A 15,719-nucleotide genomic window follows, 5' to 3' on the forward strand; every position below is an offset into this window, starting at 1 on the left:
TTTTGAATACGACAAATGGGCGGCTCTGTGAGCCGTCCTTTTTTTTCGGCTGGTGCTTGTCAGCTTGTCACACTTGCAACTATCGCATGGCGGCTTTCGCCAATCCGAATTGGTGCTGCGGTGCAGCATGGCCTATCTCCGATCCTGTGGGCAAGCGCCCTTCATTCGAACTGGAGAGAAGATCATGGCACATTTCGTAGACGAGCTGAACCAACACCCAACTTTGCTGGCCCGTGTTGCAGATCTCTTTGAGAGCCTCGTGACGAGCTCCAGCCGTGTGCGCGAACTCGAGCGTTTGAACGCGATGACCGATGATCAGTTGAACGCATTGGGTCTGCGCCGCCAGGACATCGTGCAACGTGTCTTCGGCGATCACCTCGCAAGTTAAGTCACGTTTTCCATCTCTGCCAAGGCGCGGACCCTTTTGAACGCGGGTCGCGCGCGCATGGCGGACAGATAGGGTGAGAGCGCATCGGGCGGCGCCGGGAATTTGGCGGACACGGCCCAATTGCAGCAATGTGTCAGCAGAATGTCCGGAACGGTCATCATGTCTCCCATGAGATAGGGCCCGTTCACGCGATCCACCAACCGCTCAAGATTGCGCACAAATTCAGCTTTCAGAGACGTTTTGATCTGCGGGACACGCTGATCTTCCGGCAGCACAAAGCTGTGGCGTGCAGCGGTCCAGAGCACGGCATCCAATTCATCGAGGATGGTGTGCAGAAGCGCATCTTGGTGCGCGCGCTCAATGCTCCCTGCGTCAAAGGTCAAAACGCCGTGTTTGTCGGTCAGGTAGGTCATGATAGCGCTGCTGTCCGTGAGAACATGCGCGCCGTCCAGCAATACGGGGATCTTGCCCGAGGGGTTCACCGCGCGCACCGCTTCACTACGCGGCTTAGCCGGGACGAACTCATAATCGGCCCCAAGCTCTTCAAGAACCCACAAGACCCGAAATGCCCGGCTCGCCACGCCGCCCAAGACCTTATACATCGCTCATCTCCCGTGGTGTTTTGATTTCAATGTCATGTTGGAGGGATGCTGACCGAGCTGCCACTCAGACGGCGCAAGCCGTGGTCAGTCGGTTTCGACGGCACGGATCAGTTTGCGCTCGAGAACGCGCAGCACGGTCTTGAGATCTGCGCCGCGCTTCAGGATTTGCCCGTCCATGCCAATCACGGAATACTGCCCCTGCCGCCCGCGCAGTTTGGGCCGCTTTTCGATACGGTAGAGCGGATGCTCCGCTGTGCGCCGAAAGACCGAGAAAATTGCCACGTCTTTGAGCGATGAGATGCCATAGTCGCGCCATTCACCAGCGGCGACCATACGGCCGTAGAGTGACAGGATCACATTGAGCTCTGTCCTGTGAAACGCGACGACATCGCCGGATTGAGCAGAGAAGGGGGCTTGGCTGTTCATTCCTGACAAGGTGACGCGGCTTTGCGTGTAAATCAAGCGTTACGCGCGGCGCTCTGCCGCGAGCGCTGCATCGTAGAGCGGGGAGCGTTGGCCCGGTTGCACGTGGCTCGGGTCATAAGGGGCACGCGCGAAGACCTCCCGGACCATGGGCGCAAAGAAGGTGATTGGCTCGGTCGGGTAATCCGGATCAAAACTCGCCTGATCCCAATTCTCGCAGAATGCGGCGCAGTCGTCGAAATAGGGATGGCCCTTGTAGACGTCACGCTTGTGGGGATCAGCGCCGACGTGTTCGCCATAGTAGATCATCTGGAAATCGCCATGGGTCTGGACACACCAGGCGCATTGCTCTCGCACGAAAGGCCGCAGGATGGTCGCGGCATATTCGTCGTGATTGTACGGGGCGTAGATATCACCGATGTCGTGCAGGAGAGCAGACACGACCCAGTCGATATCCGCCCCGTCGCGCCAGGCGCGTGTGGCAGATTGCAGGGAATGACCAAGCCGGGTGACTTGATAACCCGAAAGGCTTTCATCGAGCTCGACCAAAGCTTTCAGCAATCTGTCGGCTGTGCCGGAGGCGTAGTCCGTTTCATGCTCGGTCAGAAAGTCATAATCTTCCTTGGTCCCGTCTTTCATCTGGGTAAAGCTGACTTTGTCCATTCGGGCCTCCCTGCCGTGCCGGGCTTCATCTTACTGAGTGCCAGTGGTGCGAACCACACAAACGCGATGCATGGCGGCGCGCACAAGCGGTTTTGGGCGCTATGCCAAAACAAAATCCGCTTTGGCATAGCCTTGCAGATAAAGCAGCGCAGTGAGATCGCCGTGATTAATCCGGACCGCAACCTGCGCGGCAACAGCGGGCTTGGCATGGGCTGCGACGCCAGTGCCTGCGGCCTGCAACATGCCCAGATCATTGGCGCCGTCGCCAACGGCGATGACATCCTCTGAGCTCAAGCCCAGACGTGTCGTGATCTCTGACAACGCTTGTACCTTGGCGTCGCGCCCAAGGATGGGCCGCCCGACGTCGCCAGTCAGCCGGTTGTCCTCAATGATGAATGTGTTGGCGCGGTGCTCATCAAATCCGAGCATCGCAGCCACCTTGCTGGTGAAGGCCGTAAAACCGCCGGAGACAAGCGCGGCATGGGCGCCATGCGCTTTCATGGTGGCCAGGAGAGTGGCCCCGCCTGGCATAAGGGTGATCCGGCTCTGCAGGACGTCCTCAATAATGGAGGCAGGTTGGCCTTTCAAAAGGCCCACGCGTTCGATGAGCGCGGCTTCGAAATCCAGCTCACCGTTCATGGCGCGTGCCGTGATGTCCTTGACCCGCGCGCCCACGCCCACGAAATCCGCAAGCTCGTCGATGCACTCCTGCTCAATCATCGTGCTGTCCATATCCGCCAGGAGCATCTTCTTGCGCCGGTTTTCCTGAGGCTGCACGATCAGATCCTTCCCGATGGCCTGACAGCTCTCCCAGACATCCCACAGATTTGCCGGTTCGCGCTCCAGCGGGAATTCGGCGGCTTCGTCGGGCGCAAGCCACAGAGCATCGCCGCCGCCCCAGGCATCCCGGATCGAGGTCACAAGCGCGGGGTCCAGTTGATTGGGTTTGGCAATGAGCGTCGCGATATACATCTGTGATCTCCGGATCGTCTGAAATGCGCCCTAGCGCAGCCTGCTGACGGATGCCAGAGGATGAATTGCCACCGGGTGATCAGCGCTTGCGGAATTCAGAGGTCTGTCAGAGGGCTGTCTGCTGGGACTCAAACCCGTGCAGGAGCCATGCTGCCGCATCAACAGGTTTCCGATAGTGGTCTGCCCGTGTCGCTTTTTTGAGGGAAAGCGCCGCGGGAGCGTCATTTTGCCTGTTGTGCCAAAACGCCTTGGCCCGTATGTCCGCCCGTGGGACACCCCTCCCCAACGAGGGGCGCTTATCTGGAAGGGTAGCATTAATGGCTATTGCACAACCGGTCACGCGGCCGGCAAACCCGCGTTTTTCGTCTGGCCCCTGTGCCAAACCCCCCGTTTTCGAATTGACCAAACTGGCGGATGCCGCCCTCGGGCGCTCGCACCGCGCGGCTGTTGGCAAGTCCAAGCTGAAGGCCGCGATCGAAGAGACGCGTGAGATCCTCGGCGTGCCTGCTGACTACAAAATCGGCATCGTACCAGCCTCCGATACAGGCGCCTTTGAGATGGCGATGTGGTCGCTCTTGGGCGAACGCCCTGCGGAGATGGTGGCCTGGGAGAGCTTCGGCGCTGGCTGGGTGACCGACGTTGTCAAGCAGCTTAAGATCGAGGCTAATGTTCATACGGCGGAATACGGCGAGATCGTCGATATGACCGCGCTGAACTACGACAATGACGTTTGCTTTACATGGAATGGCACCACCTCGGGCGTGCGCATGCCATCGGGTGATGCGATCCCTGCGACCCGCGCAGGCCTGACCCTGTGCGACGCCACATCTGCCGCCTTCGCCATGGATCTGCCTTGGGACAAGCTCGATGTGACGACGTTCTCCTGGCAGAAGGTGCTGGGCGGGGAAGCGGCGCACGGGATGTTGATCCTGAGCCCTCGCGCGGTTGCACGTCTGGAAAGCTATACGCCTGCATGGCCGCTGCCCAAGATCTTTCGCCTGACGAAGGGCGGCAAGTTGATTGACGGCATCTTTGAGGGCGCAACGATCAATACGCCTTCCATGCTCGCCGTCGAAGACTATCTTCTGGCGCTCGAGTGGGCGCGCTCTGTTGGTGGGCTCCAAGGATTGATCGCGCGGGCGGATGCCAATGCGCAAGCCGTGCATGATTTCTGCGCCCGGAACGATTGGATCGACAATCTCGCGGTGGATCCTGCAACGCGGTCAAATACATCTGTGTGCCTGAAGTTCACCGATGCGCGCATTACGGACGGTGCGGCCTTTGCCAAGGCGGTGGCCAAACGGTTGGAAGCTGAAGGCGTTGCGCTGGATATCGGTGCCTATCGTGATGCGCCCGCTGGTTTGCGTATCTGGTGTGGCGGGACGGTCGAGACAGCTGACATCGAGGCGATGTTGCCGTGGTTGGCCTGGGCGTTTGAAGCCGAGATCTCCGCACATTCCCAAGCCGCTTGACCTCTGTCGTCCCGGACGGGCTCCGGGGCGCGTTTCTCACTCCCTCTGACTATGACGTCCCGGCTTTTGCCCCGGGATACGAAGGATAAACCCCATGCCTAAAGTTCTCGTCTCCGACAAACTCTCGGAAACCGCCGTTCAGATTTTCCGCGACCGCGGGATCGATGTCGATTTCATGCCCGATCTGGGCAAGGACAAGGAAAAGCTTCTTGAGTTGATTGGCCAATACGATGGTCTCGCCATTCGCTCCGCCACAAAAGTGACCGAGAAGGTCATTGCCGCGGCGGACAATCTCAAGGTCATTGGCCGCGCCGGGATCGGCGTTGACAATGTGGACCGTGAGGCGGCTTCCAAGAAGGGCATCATCGTGATGAACACGCCCTTCGGCAACATGATCACAACGGCTGAGCATGCCATCGCGATGATGTTTGCGGTGGCGCGTCAAATTCCGGAGGCTTCCGCCTCGACTCACGCGGGCAAGTGGGAGAAGTCCAAGTTCATGGGCGTTGAGCTCACCGGCAAGACGCTGGGCGTGATCGGCGCTGGCAATATCGGCGGGATTGTCTGTGATCGCGCGCGTGGGCTCAAGATGAAGGTTCTGGCCTATGATCCCTTCCTGTCGGAAGAGAAGGCCGAGAAGATGGGCGTTCAGAAGGTGGAGCTCGACGAGCTGCTGCCCAAAGCGGATTTCATCACCCTGCACGTGCCTGCAACCGATCAGACACGCGGCATGCTGAATGCAGACGCAATCGCGAAGATGAAGAAGGGCGTGCGGATCATCAATTGTGCCCGCGGCGGGCTGGTCGATGAGGAGGCTCTGGCCGAAGCGCTCAAATCCGGCCACGTGGCTGGCGCGGCCTTTGATGTCTTCGCTGAAGAGCCCGCCAAGGAGAACGCGCTGTTCAATTTGCCCAATGTCGTCTGTACGCCGCATTTGGGCGCGGCCACCACCGAGGCGCAGGAAAATGTCGCGCTGCAAGTGGCCGAGCAAATGGCCAATTATCTGCTCACAGGGGCCGTCGAGAACGCGCTCAACATGCCGTCCGTCACAGCTGAGGAAGCCAAGGTCATGGGGCCATGGATCAAGCTCGCGGATCATCTTGGCAGCTTTACCGGCCAGATGACGGATGAGCCGGTCAAGGCGATCAATATTCTCTATGACGGCTCCGTGTCCGAGATGAACCTTGCTGCGCTGAACTGCGCCGTGATTGCAGGGATCATGAAAAAGGCGAACCCGGATGTGAACATGGTCTCCGCACCGGTTATCGCGGCGGAACGTGGCATCAAGATCTCAACCACGAACCAGGCCAAGTCTGGCGCGTTTGATGGCTACATCAAAGTTACCGTTGTGACCGAAGAGCGCGAGCGCTCCGTTGCGGGGACCGTCTTTTCCGATGGCAAGCCGCGCTTCATCCAGATCAAAGGCATCAATATCGATGCCGAGATCGGGGCCCATATGCTCTACACCACAAACGAAGATGTGCCGGGGATCATTGGTGCGCTGGGTCAGACCATGGGTAAAAACGGTGTCAACATCGCCAACTTTACGCTTGGACGCTCCGACAAAGGCGGCGAAGCGATTGCGCTTTTGTATGTCGATGAAGCGGTGCCCGCGGAGGCGCGCGCCGCTTTGGCCGAGACAGGTATGTTCCGCCAGATCAAACCGCTGGCGTTTGACGTCGCTTGACGTTGAGACTTGAACAGCAAAGGCCCGCGCGATGACTTGTCGTGCGGGCCGTACTGCGTTTTCTAGGGCAATCTACAGTTATCCAGTCGCATTGTTTGCTAATGCGCAACAATCCACCGGCGCTTTTGCACCTCGAACGCAATTCCGATAACCCGGCCGCAGGAGGGCGTGCAGTGAAACCCATTTACGCCATTGGCGATGTCCATGGTCAGTTTGACAAACTTGCGGATGCGCTGGAGCTGATTGAAGACGATGGCGGTCCAGACGCGCGCGTTGTCGTGTTGGGCGATCTCGTGGATCGTGGTCCGGATGCTTTTCGTGTCATCGAGCTTTTGCGTTTGGGCTGCGCGGAAGGGCGGGATTGGACCGTCCTGCTGGGCAATCACGACCAGATGTTTCTTGAGTTCCTGCGAACCGGTGAGACCCATCATCATCGCATCGTGTCCGGTATTTCATGGCTCAACGACCGCATGGGTGGGAAAACGACCCTTGCGTCCTACGGCGTAGATACCGAGCAACCGTTGCGAGACATGCAGGCGCAAGCGCGCGCGCTGGTGCCGCAAAGCCACGTCGATTTCCTCAACGAGCTGCCGCTGGTGTACGAAACCGGGGGGCTGTTGTTTGTCCATGCGGGCCTGATGCCGGGGGTCACACTGGAAGAGCAAAATCCGGAAGATCTCTTGTGGATCCGCGAGCCTTTTCTAAGCCATGAGGATCCGTTCGAGTGGCTCGTTGTGCATGGGCATACCGCGATTGATGCGGCGCAGCATTACGGCAATCGGGTCAACCTCGACAGCGGTGCGGGACGCGGCGGGGACCTGAGCGTTGCGGTTTTTGAGGACAACGACGTGTTGCTTCTGACCCCCATGGGCCGGGCTGTTTTCTAAAGGAGCGCGCTGACGCGCGCGCTCGTTCTTTCGTTCATGGCGCCAGGCGGATCTACGCGGGGCTCAGGTGTGGTCCACGATTGTGAGATGTTGGGCGAGCTCATCTATGGTGGCCATCCAGCTTTGGACAATGCGGGGGTCTGAAGGCGCGGCCTGCACACCCGAGGGCAGGGTACCCGCCAGTACGGCTTCAATCGCCAGCGATACCGGGATCGAGACAAGGCGGGCCATGGCGGTGTTGGTCTCATCGCCCCAGGCATCCATGACATATGTCTTGTGCCATACCGGGCCGGTCGCGTTTTCCGCTTTGAGGGAGACGCACAGCACAACCCGGTCAGGCTCGCCCGGAGCATAGGCGTTGTCGCGCCAGAACCCTTCTGACATTTCAGCAAGGCGCGCATCGCTGGCTGTCCCAACTTCGGCAAACACGTCCTGCCACGCATCCTGCCAGCCATCCAGCCGGAGCGTACCGCGCACGAATTCCTTGACATGCCATGTCGGATCGAACCCGTATTCCTCCATGAAAGGCAGGCTGTCGCGATTGGGGTAAACCTCGAATTGTTCAGGTTCGGGCAGAGGCGCTTCATAGTGGCTCACAGCGTCCCAGGGTCTGGCGACGTTGAATTCCTTGAAATCCCGAATGGACTTGGACGGAGAGCGCAGCGCTTTGAGGACGCCGACGGGCGACCAGCTGAATTTGTAGCGAAATGGGTTGGGGTTTTTGGGAATGCCACCGCAATAGCTCAGAAAACTGAGCGCATTCGAGCTGTCGAGACGCGGCGACGCGCGGTAATCTGCGACCAGCGCATGCGCCATCAGATGATCGATTCCAGGGTCCAGACCCACCTCGTTGACAAGGCTCACACCGCGCAATTGCGCCTTGGCATGCAGGGCGCGCATCTCGGGGGCAATGTAGCTGGATGACACAAAATGCGCGCCAGCCGCGATAGCCTTCTCGGCCAGCGGTACGTGCCAGTCGCCAGGGAGCATGGAGACGACAACGTCTCCTTCCTGCAAATCCAGCGTATCAAGATCAAAACGGAAGATCCGGTCGGTCAGATCGCCCACCGCCTCGCGCGCCTTTGCTTCTGTCCGGTTGTAAACGGCGACGTCATGTTTGGTCTCAATCAGCCGTCGCAACCCCGGAATGGCCGACAGGCCCGTACCGCACCAATGAATTGTCATGTCAAACCTCCCCGATATGTCGCTCGAATTCCGCCTGTGCACGCCCCCAAACACCTTGGCTCAAATCGCTAAGTGCAAGAAGCGAAGGTAGGAGTTGTTCGGCGTAGTCTTCTGAGCTTTCCACGGGCAGCATCGAGGGCAAATTGTCAATCGCTGTCACATCGAGACAGGGTGTGTCGTGAACGCGCAGGGCAGGCTGCGTCCATGTTGTGGTGCGGTCGTAGACCTTGATGGGTGAAAAGTCCGACGTCGGATCGCAAGCAATATCGCCAATCACGCTCAGCCGCCGTGCCGCTGTTTTGGCTGACGCAGGCACAAAAACAGGGGTCCCCGGACGCGCGAGAATGCAATTGAGGAAGATGTCATGGGCCAGTACCTCCGGGAAGGGGCCGCCGGACGCTGTCTCCGCCATATCCCATTTGGTGACAGGCACACCCATCTGAGTGCACAGATCACTGGCGCCGGAGCCCACGCGCCCAAGAGCGCCAATCACGATGGCTGTGGGACGGGCGCTGCCGGTTTGTGTCAACGTGGCTTGCAAATCCTCCAGCATGGCTGTGGCAGAGGCGTGCGTACTGACCTCGGGGCAGAGTTGGCCGCTTTGCTGGGCCGCCCAGCATCTCAAAGCGACCGCCGCGCCGGCATACCCCGCCCAATAGCCAAAGGCCGCCACACGGCGCCCGCTCTCATCGACAAGGTATTCCAGATCCAGCAGCGTGCCTCCTCCGGCCTTGAACCTCTTGAGCAATTCTCGCCCGGCGGGTTGTCCTTTGTAGGCGTGACCGAACATGATGTGGCGGTGGATGAGCGGGGAACCGTCTTCAGGCAGTTCCTTCAGGCCGAAAACGATGGCGTCCCGCGGCGCGTCGGGCCAGGAGTTTTCCGGAGCCCAGGCACATCCTGTGTCGCGATAGGCCTCGTCTGGCACAGCCCGCACGGAGCTGTGTTCCATCGTCACCTGTAGCCCCGCTTGAATAAGCGCTGCGACGCCTTCAGGCGTGACGCCAACGCGCTCTTCATGGTCGCGCTGTTCGGCCCGGATCCACAGATGGGTCATGATGGGGCTCCTGACTTAATAAAACGTGCGGGCATGGGCGCGATCCGGGGCGTCGAGATGGGGCGTGGCGTTGTAGCCTGACAGGAAGAAGCTGCCATGGATATGTTGCAACTGATGAATGGAGGCATTGCGGATTTGCAGCATGACCTTGGCCAAGGCGTGGGCCTCAAGGCTCAACGTGTGGCGCAAGGCCATTGAAATCACGCCGCCCGAGGTCACGGCGAGGATGCGTCCGCCGCGCGCTTGCAGGTCTTGCAAGGCATCCTGAACGCGGCCGTCAAACGCCGCGAATGTCTCGGCCGCGCCTTCAATCTTACCTTCTTGCCAAAGCTTCATCAGCTTGGGCGCTGTGCGCGCAAAACTCTCGGGCCCATCGGAAAAGGGGAGCCCGTGCTCTCGCTCCCCGGCTTGCGCGAGGGCAAAATAATCGAACTCGTCCAATCGCGGATCAGTCTCCGTTTCGAGGTGGCCCATGGCGCGCGCCGTGCCGCGTTGGCGGTGCATGTCCCCTGTCACGACGATGTCAAAGTCTTGCGATTGGGCTTGCATATGCGCACCCAACCATTTGGCTTGCTGCTCCCCCAGCGGGCTCAAGCGATCGTAGTCGGCGGCATTGTCGGCGTGGCTGTTGGCCTGACCGTGGCGGATAAGAGTGATTTGTGTCATGCGACCAGAGCTACCCGGACCGCGCGCCTGAGGAAAGGTCTGGATATGCGTATTTTGGGCCAGAAGAAGTCAGGATGCGCCTATCGGAAACAGGCGGTGGCGCAAAATGTCTTGTGGGCGTCGGGATTGAGGCACCGGAAATGGCAGAACTTTGATGTATGATTTCCGCAGATGCGGGGAGAGAGCCATGTCCAAGACGATTTCATTTTTTCTCGACGGCCAGCCTGTCGAGGCGCAGCCGGGCCTCACGATATGGGAGGTTTGTCATGGTCGTGGTTTGGTGCTTCCTCATTTGTGTCACAAGCCTTCGCCTGGGTATCGGCCTGATGGGAACTGTCGGGCGTGTATGGTTGAGATTGAGGGTGAGCGGACGTTGGCGGCGTCGTGTATTCGGGAGCCGTCTGAGGGGATGGTTGTGACGACCAGTTCAGAGCGGGCTTCGAGCGCGCGGAAGATGGTCGTGGAGATGCTTGTGGCTGATCAGCCGGAGCGCGAAGAGGCCCATGACAAGTCTGCACATCTGTGGGACATGGCCGATCTCAATGGGGTCTCCGAGAGCCGTTTTCCCAAGCTCGAGGAGGGGCGCATTCCGCTCCTGGATGACAGCCACGTGGCGATGTCGGTCAATCTCGATGCCTGCATCCAATGTGGGCTTTGCGTGCGGGCGTGCCGCGAGGTGCAGGTCAATGATGTGATCGGCATGGCGGGGCGGGGCCATGATGCCTATCCGACCTTCGATTTCGCCGATCCGATGGGCGAGAGCACCTGTGTGGCTTGCGGCGAATGCGTGCAGGCCTGCCCCACGGGCGCGCTGATGCCGTCGTCCGTCGTGGATGAGAACCAGGTGGGTGACAGCAGCGATTACGACAGCGAGACCGAGAGTGTCTGCGCCTTTTGCGGCGTGGGGTGCCAGATCTCGATCAAGGTCAAGGACGGCAAGGTCAAGTATGTGGAGGGCATCAATGGCCCGGCCAATGAGGGGCGGCTCTGCGTCAAGGGGCGCTTTGGCTACGACTACATTCACCACGGTCACCGCCTGACCAAGCCTTTGATCCGACGCGAAGATGCGCCCGCCAAGGGGCTCAATGTCGATCCCGGCGACCTGCTGACGCATTTCCGCGAGGCGAGCTGGGATGAGGCGCTGGATTTTGCCGCCGCTGGCTTGAAGGGGCGGGGCCGCGAGGTGGCGGGATTTGGCTCGGCCAAGTGCACCAACGAGGAGGCCTATCTCTTCCAGAAGTTCATCCGGCAGGGCTTTGGCCACAACAACGTCGATCACTGCACGCGGCTGTGCCATGCCTCTTCGGTCTCGGCGCTGCTCGAGAACGTCGGCTCCGGCGCGGTCACAGCGACCTTCAACGAGATCGAGAACGCCGATGTGGCCATCGTGATCGGGGCCAACCCGATCGAGAACCACCCCGTCGCCGCGACCTATTTCAAGCAGTTCACCAAGCGCGGCGGCAAGCTCATCGTGATGGATCCGCGCGGCCAGGCGCTCAAGCGTTTTGCCACGCATATGCTTCAGTTCCGCCCCGGTGCGGATGTCTCGATGCTCAACGCGATCATGAACGTGATCGTGGAAGAGGGGCTGTATGATCAGCAATATATCGAGGCCTGGACCGAGAACTGGGAGGCCGAGCGCGCGCATCTGGCGGATTTCACGCCGGAGAAGATGGCTGGGATCTGTGGCATCGATGCGGAGACATTGCGCGCCGTGGCGCGGGACTTTGCAAGCGCCAAGGCGGGCATGATCTTCTGGGGCATGGGGGTGTCCCAGCATATCCACGGCACGGACAATTCGCGCTGCCTCATCAGCCTGGCGCTGATGACGGGCCATGTGGGCCGTCCCGGCACGGGGCTGCACCCGCTGCGCGGGCAGAACAACGTGCAAGGCGCGTCTGATGCCGGGCTCATCCCGATGTTCCTGCCGGATTATCAGACGGTTGTGGATGAGGGCGTGCGCGCGGCCTTTACCGATGTCTGGGCGTCGGGGGATTTCTCCGCCGAGAAGGGCCTGACGGTGACCGAGATCATGGATGCGGTCCATGCGGACCAGATCAAGGCGATGTATATCCTGGGCGAGAACCCGGCCATGTCGGACCCGGATGTGGAGCACGCGCGCGCGGCACTGGCCAAGCTCGATCACCTGGTGGTCCAGGACATCTTCCTCACCGAGACGGCGAACTATGCCGATGTGATCCTGCCGGCCTCCGCGCTCTACGAGAAGTCCGGCACAGTGTCGAACACCAACCGGACGGTGCAGATGGTGCGCCCCGCCGTCAGCCCGCCCGGTGAGGCGCGGGAAGATTGGTGGATCGAGACGGAGCTGGCCAAGCGGTGTGGCCTGGACTGGAGCTACACGCATCCTGCGGAAGTTTTTGACGAGATGAAGCTCAACATGCGCAGCCTCGACAATATCACCTGGGATCGCCTGTCGGGCGCGGCCGTGACCTATCCCTCGCTGAGCCCGGACGATCCCGGTCAGGCGGTGGTCTTTGGCGATGGCTTTCCGCGTCCCGAGGGCCGCGCGCGGTTTACGCCGGCCTCCGTCATTGCCCCCGATGATACGCCCGATGCGGAATACCCGATGATCCTGACCACGGGGCGGCAGCTCGAGCATTGGCACACAGGCTCAATGACGCGCCGCGCCTCCGTGCTCGACGGGCTGGAGCCCGAGGCCAATTGCTCGTTGCATCCCAGCACCTTGCGCAAGATGGGTGTGGAACCGGGCGGTATGGTGCGGTTGACCACCAAACGCGGCAGTATCGAAATCATGGCCCGCGCCGACCGCGCCGTGGCGCCCGATATGGTCTTCCTGCCCTTCGCCTACGTCGAAGCCGCCGCCAACATCCTCACAAACCCCGCCATCGACCCCTTCGGCAAAATCCCGGAATTCAAATTCTCCGCAGTCAAAGTCGAAAAGGTCCAGCATGGGGTCGCCGCAGAGTGATGGTTTGATCCCATCATAGCTTTTTTGCCTATCGCCGGGGCGATTGGCGGATGCGACGTGCTGAAGGCAACAGGTCAGGTTTTGTGAGGCGCTTCCCTTTTGTGCAGAGGCGTCAGTCGAAGATATCCATCAGGCTATCGAACAATCCATCGCGCTTTTTCTTGCGAGGAGGGTGGCCTTGCGGCGCATACGTGCCGTGCGCAGCGCGTGACTGGCTTTGATAGCCACCTGAGACGCGACCACTGGGCGGCGGCGGGGGCATGCCCGCGTCCTGCATCGCTTCTTCGCGGATCATCATGATGATCTTTTCGAGTTCACCCTTGTCGAGCCAGATGCCGCCTGATGTCGGACAGATGTCCAGTTTGACGCCGTAGCGTTCCACTTCGCGCATGGGGGCGCCGTCAATCGGGGAGCTCATCAAGGGCATTTGGACATCCTTTTCGCTGGGTTTGGCTGAGGTATTCTTGATAGGGAGGTGGTGGTGCACGCGCCGATTGCAAGTGCGGTCAGGAGGGGACATTCTGCAAACTTGATGGATTTGGCGATCTGCCATGTCGGTTGTTCCTCTGTCTGCGAGGCGTTTCATGCATATCAATCCGGATCGTTTTTTGACCTCGTTGCACCGTTTGCGTCAGTTTGGCGCTTCGGGTCACGGCAAAGGGGTTGTCCGTCCAGCCTATAGCGATGCGGACATGGCTGCGCGCGATTGGTTGGCTGGTGAGATGAGGGATGCAGGGCTCGACGTGCAGTGGGACGCGATGGGCAATCTCTTCGGCTTGGCGCCTGAACCGTCCCTTCTCATCGGGTCCCATACCGATAGCCAACCGGAGGGCGGTTGGCTCGATGGGGCGCTTGGCGTCATGGCGGGGCTCGAGATTGCACGGGCCGCGCGAGACGCAGGTGGGCCGCCCGTGTCTGTTGTGAGTTTTCAGGACGAAGAGGGCCGCTTTGGCGTGACAACAGGGTCGGCTGTCTGGTCAGGAGCGCTTTCCTTGGAGGCGGCGGATGCGTTGACGGATACCGCCGGTGTGTCTCTCGCCAGCGCCAGAGCTTGCGTCGCGCCGCGCGAGGTCTCTTCGATTGATCCCAGAGGCTTCAAGGGCTTTCTGGAAATGCATATCGAACAGGGCCCAGTTCTCGATGATGCGAGGGAGCGGCTGGGGATCGTCACCGATATCGTGGGGATACGCGATCTGCGCATCACCTTTGACGGGCAGCAAAACCATGCAGGCACGACGCCCATGGCGCTGCGGCGCGACGCGGCGCAGGCGATGATGCAGTTCAACGCTTTACTGTGCGAGCGTTTTCGCAACGTCGTCACACCTCAGAGCGTCTGGACGATGGGTCATATCGCGTTGCATCCCAATACCCCCTCCATCATTCCAGGCCGCGCGACGTTTTCGATGCAATGGCGCGACGGGAACCTGGATCGGTTGGAGCATATGGAGCGTATCATCCGGGATACGGCCCGGGAGATTGGCGAGGGTGGCTTCGACGTGACCTTCGGCCCATTGCTCGCCCTTGATCCGGTCGTGATGGATGCGGGCCTGCGAGGCGCGCTTGAGGCGGCTGCCCGTGAGACCGGGGCGGCTTGGCGGGCGATGCCCTCAGGCGCGCTCCATGATGCGACGAATGTGAGCCGGGTGATGCCCGTGGCGATGCTCTTTGTGCCGTCCATCGGCGGGATCAGCCATGCGTTTGAAGAAGATACACGCGAAGATGACCTTGTGCTGGGCCTTCGTGTGCTTGGCGATGCGGTCGCACGTTTGGCTTAGGGGACTGACAGCGCATGAATGCGCTGCTAGGATCACCGAATGGACCCGATTGCTCTTGTCTTTTACGCCCTCGTCTGTGGCTTGCTGTCCTTGGCGGGGCCGCGTCTGGGTAAGCCTGCCGTTCGGCTGGGTATTGGCGCCTGCGTCGGCGTTGTCGCGGCTTTCGCGTTGCCTATTTTGCGAGGAAGCCTCGGCCTTTAAGCCCGCGCTCACAAATGTCGCATCGAAAAAACACCTTTGAGGTCTAGATCCTCCATTGAGCAAACAATGGGTGTGTCATGAAAGAGCAAAAGACCTTTGTGCATGATGAGGAGACCGATCTTCAGGTGCACCATGAACCGCGCGACATTCACGATCGTATTGCCTACCGCATCGTGAAATTCATGCGCATTTTCGCCGATAAATTCTTTGCCAAGCGATATGGGCATCGCGCGGTTGTCCTTGAAACAGTGGCCGCCGTGCCCGGCATGGTTGGCGGCTTGTTGCAGCATCTCAAGTCCGTGCGTCACATCCGTGATGATCAGGGCTGGATCCGGGAGCTGCTGGATGAGGCGGAGAATGAGCGGATGCATCTCATGACATTCATTCACATCGCGCAGCCGTCGCGGTTTGAGCGGTGGGTGATCATGATCACGCAGATGATCTTCTACAATGTCTTCTTCTTCACCTATCTCTTCGCGCCGCGGACCGCGCATCGGATTGTCGGGTATCTCGAGGAAGAGGCCGTGGTGAGTTACACGCAGTATCTCGCGGATATTGACGCGGGCGGGCAGGAGAATGTGCCTGCGCCGCAGATCGCCATCGACTACTGGGATTTGCCGGAAGACGCGCGCTTGAGAGATGTTGTGATCAAGGTACGCGCGGATGAAGCGCATCACCGCGATACCAACCACAGCTTTGCCAACCAGCTGCGAGATGGCCAGCACCCCTGATCGCTTGTCCTGCGCGTGTCCGCCCTTTGGAGCCCTTCGACGGAAATCTGATGCATCGAG

General features: G+C 60.1%; 16 protein-coding genes. 8 read left to right on the forward strand and 8 right to left on the reverse strand.

Going from position 1 to position 15,719, the window contains the following annotated elements; all coding sequences use genetic code 11:
• Nucleotides 1-184: 184 nt before the first annotated feature.
• Complete coding sequence (locus ACP15S_RS15665; protein WP_425040577.1) at nt 185-388, forward strand: DUF1127 domain-containing protein; 204 nt, start codon at nt 185-187, stop codon at nt 386-388.
• Here the strand turns inward: ACP15S_RS15665 and ACP15S_RS15670 are convergent.
• The 4 genes from ACP15S_RS15670 to serB form a co-directional block, all read right to left on the reverse strand.
• On the reverse strand, nt 385-990 hold the full coding sequence (locus tag ACP15S_RS15670) for a glutathione S-transferase family protein (RefSeq protein WP_425040578.1): 606 nt from the start codon (nt 988-990) through the stop codon (nt 385-387). The genes ACP15S_RS15665 and ACP15S_RS15670 overlap by 4 nt on opposite strands.
• A gap of 84 nt (nt 991-1,074) precedes the next feature.
• Complete coding sequence (locus ACP15S_RS15675; RefSeq protein ID WP_425040579.1) at nt 1,075-1,416, reverse strand: DUF2794 domain-containing protein; 342 nt, start codon at nt 1,414-1,416, stop codon at nt 1,075-1,077.
• Nucleotides 1,417-1,455: 39 nt separating this feature from the next.
• A complete protein-coding gene (locus ACP15S_RS15680) occupies nt 1,456-2,076 on the reverse strand; it encodes an HD domain-containing protein (protein ID WP_425040580.1) in 621 nt (206 codons plus the stop codon).
• Between the two features lie 99 nt (nt 2,077-2,175).
• Nucleotides 2,176-3,048: a phosphoserine phosphatase SerB gene (gene serB / locus ACP15S_RS15685; protein WP_425040581.1), complete on the reverse strand. Its 873-nt coding sequence runs from the start codon at nt 3,046-3,048 to the stop codon at nt 2,176-2,178.
• Nucleotides 3,049-3,365: 317 nt separating this feature from the next.
• Here serB and ACP15S_RS15690 point away from each other — a divergent pair, with 317 nt between their 5' ends.
• The 3 genes from ACP15S_RS15690 (at nt 3,366) to ACP15S_RS15700 (ending at nt 7,094) form a co-directional block, all read left to right on the forward strand.
• Nucleotides 3,366-4,520, forward strand: coding sequence for a phosphoserine transaminase (locus ACP15S_RS15690; protein WP_425040582.1), 1,155 nt, complete (start codon nt 3,366-3,368; stop codon nt 4,518-4,520).
• A 94-nt stretch (nt 4,521-4,614) separates the two neighbouring features.
• A complete protein-coding gene (gene serA / locus ACP15S_RS15695; protein WP_425040583.1) occupies nt 4,615-6,207 on the forward strand; it encodes a phosphoglycerate dehydrogenase in 1,593 nt (530 codons plus the stop codon).
• A 173-nt stretch (nt 6,208-6,380) separates the two neighbouring features.
• Entirely contained in the window at nt 6,381-7,094 is a 714-nt protein-coding gene (locus tag ACP15S_RS15700; RefSeq protein ID WP_425040584.1) for a metallophosphoesterase family protein, read from the forward strand.
• Between the two features lie 63 nt (nt 7,095-7,157).
• Here the strand turns inward: ACP15S_RS15700 and ACP15S_RS15705 are convergent, their stop codons facing one another.
• The 3 genes from ACP15S_RS15705 to ACP15S_RS15715 are packed head-to-tail and all read right to left on the reverse strand — an operon-like array spanning nt 7,158 to nt 10,002.
• Nucleotides 7,158-8,279: a saccharopine dehydrogenase family protein gene (locus tag ACP15S_RS15705; protein ID WP_425040585.1), complete on the reverse strand. Its 1,122-nt coding sequence runs from the start codon at nt 8,277-8,279 to the stop codon at nt 7,158-7,160.
• A gap of 1 nt (nt 8,280) precedes the next feature.
• Complete coding sequence (locus tag ACP15S_RS15710) at nt 8,281-9,336, reverse strand: saccharopine dehydrogenase (protein WP_425040586.1); 1,056 nt, start codon at nt 9,334-9,336, stop codon at nt 8,281-8,283.
• 15 nt (nt 9,337-9,351) lie between these two features.
• Complete coding sequence (locus ACP15S_RS15715) at nt 9,352-10,002, reverse strand: histidine phosphatase family protein (protein WP_425040587.1); 651 nt, start codon at nt 10,000-10,002, stop codon at nt 9,352-9,354.
• A 187-nt stretch (nt 10,003-10,189) separates the two neighbouring features.
• Between ACP15S_RS15715 and fdhF the strand changes: the two genes are divergently transcribed.
• Entirely contained in the window at nt 10,190-12,952 is a 2,763-nt protein-coding gene (gene fdhF / locus ACP15S_RS15720; RefSeq protein ID WP_425040588.1) for a formate dehydrogenase subunit alpha, read from the forward strand.
• Between the two features lie 112 nt (nt 12,953-13,064).
• Here fdhF and ACP15S_RS15725 read toward each other — a convergent pair whose 3' ends face one another.
• The gene (locus tag ACP15S_RS15725) at nt 13,065-13,379 is read right to left on the reverse strand and encodes a zf-TFIIB domain-containing protein (protein WP_425040589.1); all 315 of its coding nucleotides are present in this window, start codon (nt 13,377-13,379) and stop codon (nt 13,065-13,067) included.
• A gap of 157 nt (nt 13,380-13,536) precedes the next feature.
• Here ACP15S_RS15725 and ACP15S_RS15730 point away from each other — a divergent pair, with 157 nt between their 5' ends.
• From ACP15S_RS15730 to ACP15S_RS15740, 3 genes are all read left to right on the forward strand, one after another.
• Nucleotides 13,537-14,727, forward strand: a complete 1,191-nt coding sequence (locus ACP15S_RS15730; protein WP_425040918.1) for a hydantoinase/carbamoylase family amidase — start codon at nt 13,537-13,539, stop codon at nt 14,725-14,727.
• Nucleotides 14,728-14,766: 39 nt separating this feature from the next.
• Entirely contained in the window at nt 14,767-14,928 is a 162-nt protein-coding gene (locus ACP15S_RS15735; RefSeq protein WP_425040590.1) for a hypothetical protein, read from the forward strand.
• 77 nt (nt 14,929-15,005) lie between these two features.
• Complete coding sequence (locus tag ACP15S_RS15740) at nt 15,006-15,659, forward strand: alternative oxidase (protein WP_425040591.1); 654 nt, start codon at nt 15,006-15,008, stop codon at nt 15,657-15,659.
• Nucleotides 15,660-15,719 lie beyond the last annotated feature (60 nt).

The organism is Primorskyibacter sp. S187A (genome assembly GCF_049800955.1).
Classification (GTDB): Bacteria; Pseudomonadota; Alphaproteobacteria; order Rhodobacterales; family Rhodobacteraceae; genus JAKVBH01.

What these genes read in the sequence shown, in the direction of transcription:
- ACP15S_RS15705 (WP_425040585.1), bottom strand. Translation starts at nt 8,279, where the DNA reads ATGACAATTCATTGGTGCGGTACGGGCCTGTCGGCCATTCCGGGGTTG.
- ACP15S_RS15710 (WP_425040586.1), bottom strand. Translation starts at nt 9,336, where the DNA reads ATGACCCATCTGTGGATCCGGGCCGAACAGCGCGACCATGAAGAGCGC.
- ACP15S_RS15670 (WP_425040578.1), bottom strand. Translation starts at nt 990, where the DNA reads ATGTATAAGGTCTTGGGCGGCGTGGCGAGCCGGGCATTTCGGGTCTTG.
- ACP15S_RS15740 (WP_425040591.1), top strand. Translation starts at nt 15,006, where the DNA reads ATGAAAGAGCAAAAGACCTTTGTGCATGATGAGGAGACCGATCTTCAG.
- ACP15S_RS15680 (WP_425040580.1), bottom strand. Translation starts at nt 2,076, where the DNA reads ATGGACAAAGTCAGCTTTACCCAGATGAAAGACGGGACCAAGGAAGAT.
- fdhF (WP_425040588.1), top strand. Translation starts at nt 10,190, where the DNA reads ATGTCCAAGACGATTTCATTTTTTCTCGACGGCCAGCCTGTCGAGGCG.
- ACP15S_RS15725 (WP_425040589.1), bottom strand. Translation starts at nt 13,379, where the DNA reads ATGCCCTTGATGAGCTCCCCGATTGACGGCGCCCCCATGCGCGAAGTG.
- ACP15S_RS15730 (WP_425040918.1), top strand. Translation starts at nt 13,537, where the DNA reads ATGCATATCAATCCGGATCGTTTTTTGACCTCGTTGCACCGTTTGCGT.
- ACP15S_RS15715 (WP_425040587.1), bottom strand. Translation starts at nt 10,002, where the DNA reads ATGACACAAATCACTCTTATCCGCCACGGTCAGGCCAACAGCCACGCC.
- serB (WP_425040581.1), bottom strand. Translation starts at nt 3,048, where the DNA reads ATGTATATCGCGACGCTCATTGCCAAACCCAATCAACTGGACCCCGCG.
- ACP15S_RS15665 (WP_425040577.1), top strand. Translation starts at nt 185, where the DNA reads ATGGCACATTTCGTAGACGAGCTGAACCAACACCCAACTTTGCTGGCC.
- ACP15S_RS15690 (WP_425040582.1), top strand. Translation starts at nt 3,366, where the DNA reads ATGGCTATTGCACAACCGGTCACGCGGCCGGCAAACCCGCGTTTTTCG.
- ACP15S_RS15675 (WP_425040579.1), bottom strand. Translation starts at nt 1,416, where the DNA reads ATGAACAGCCAAGCCCCCTTCTCTGCTCAATCCGGCGATGTCGTCGCG.
- ACP15S_RS15735 (WP_425040590.1), top strand. Translation starts at nt 14,767, where the DNA reads ATGGACCCGATTGCTCTTGTCTTTTACGCCCTCGTCTGTGGCTTGCTG.
- serA (WP_425040583.1), top strand. Translation starts at nt 4,615, where the DNA reads ATGCCTAAAGTTCTCGTCTCCGACAAACTCTCGGAAACCGCCGTTCAG.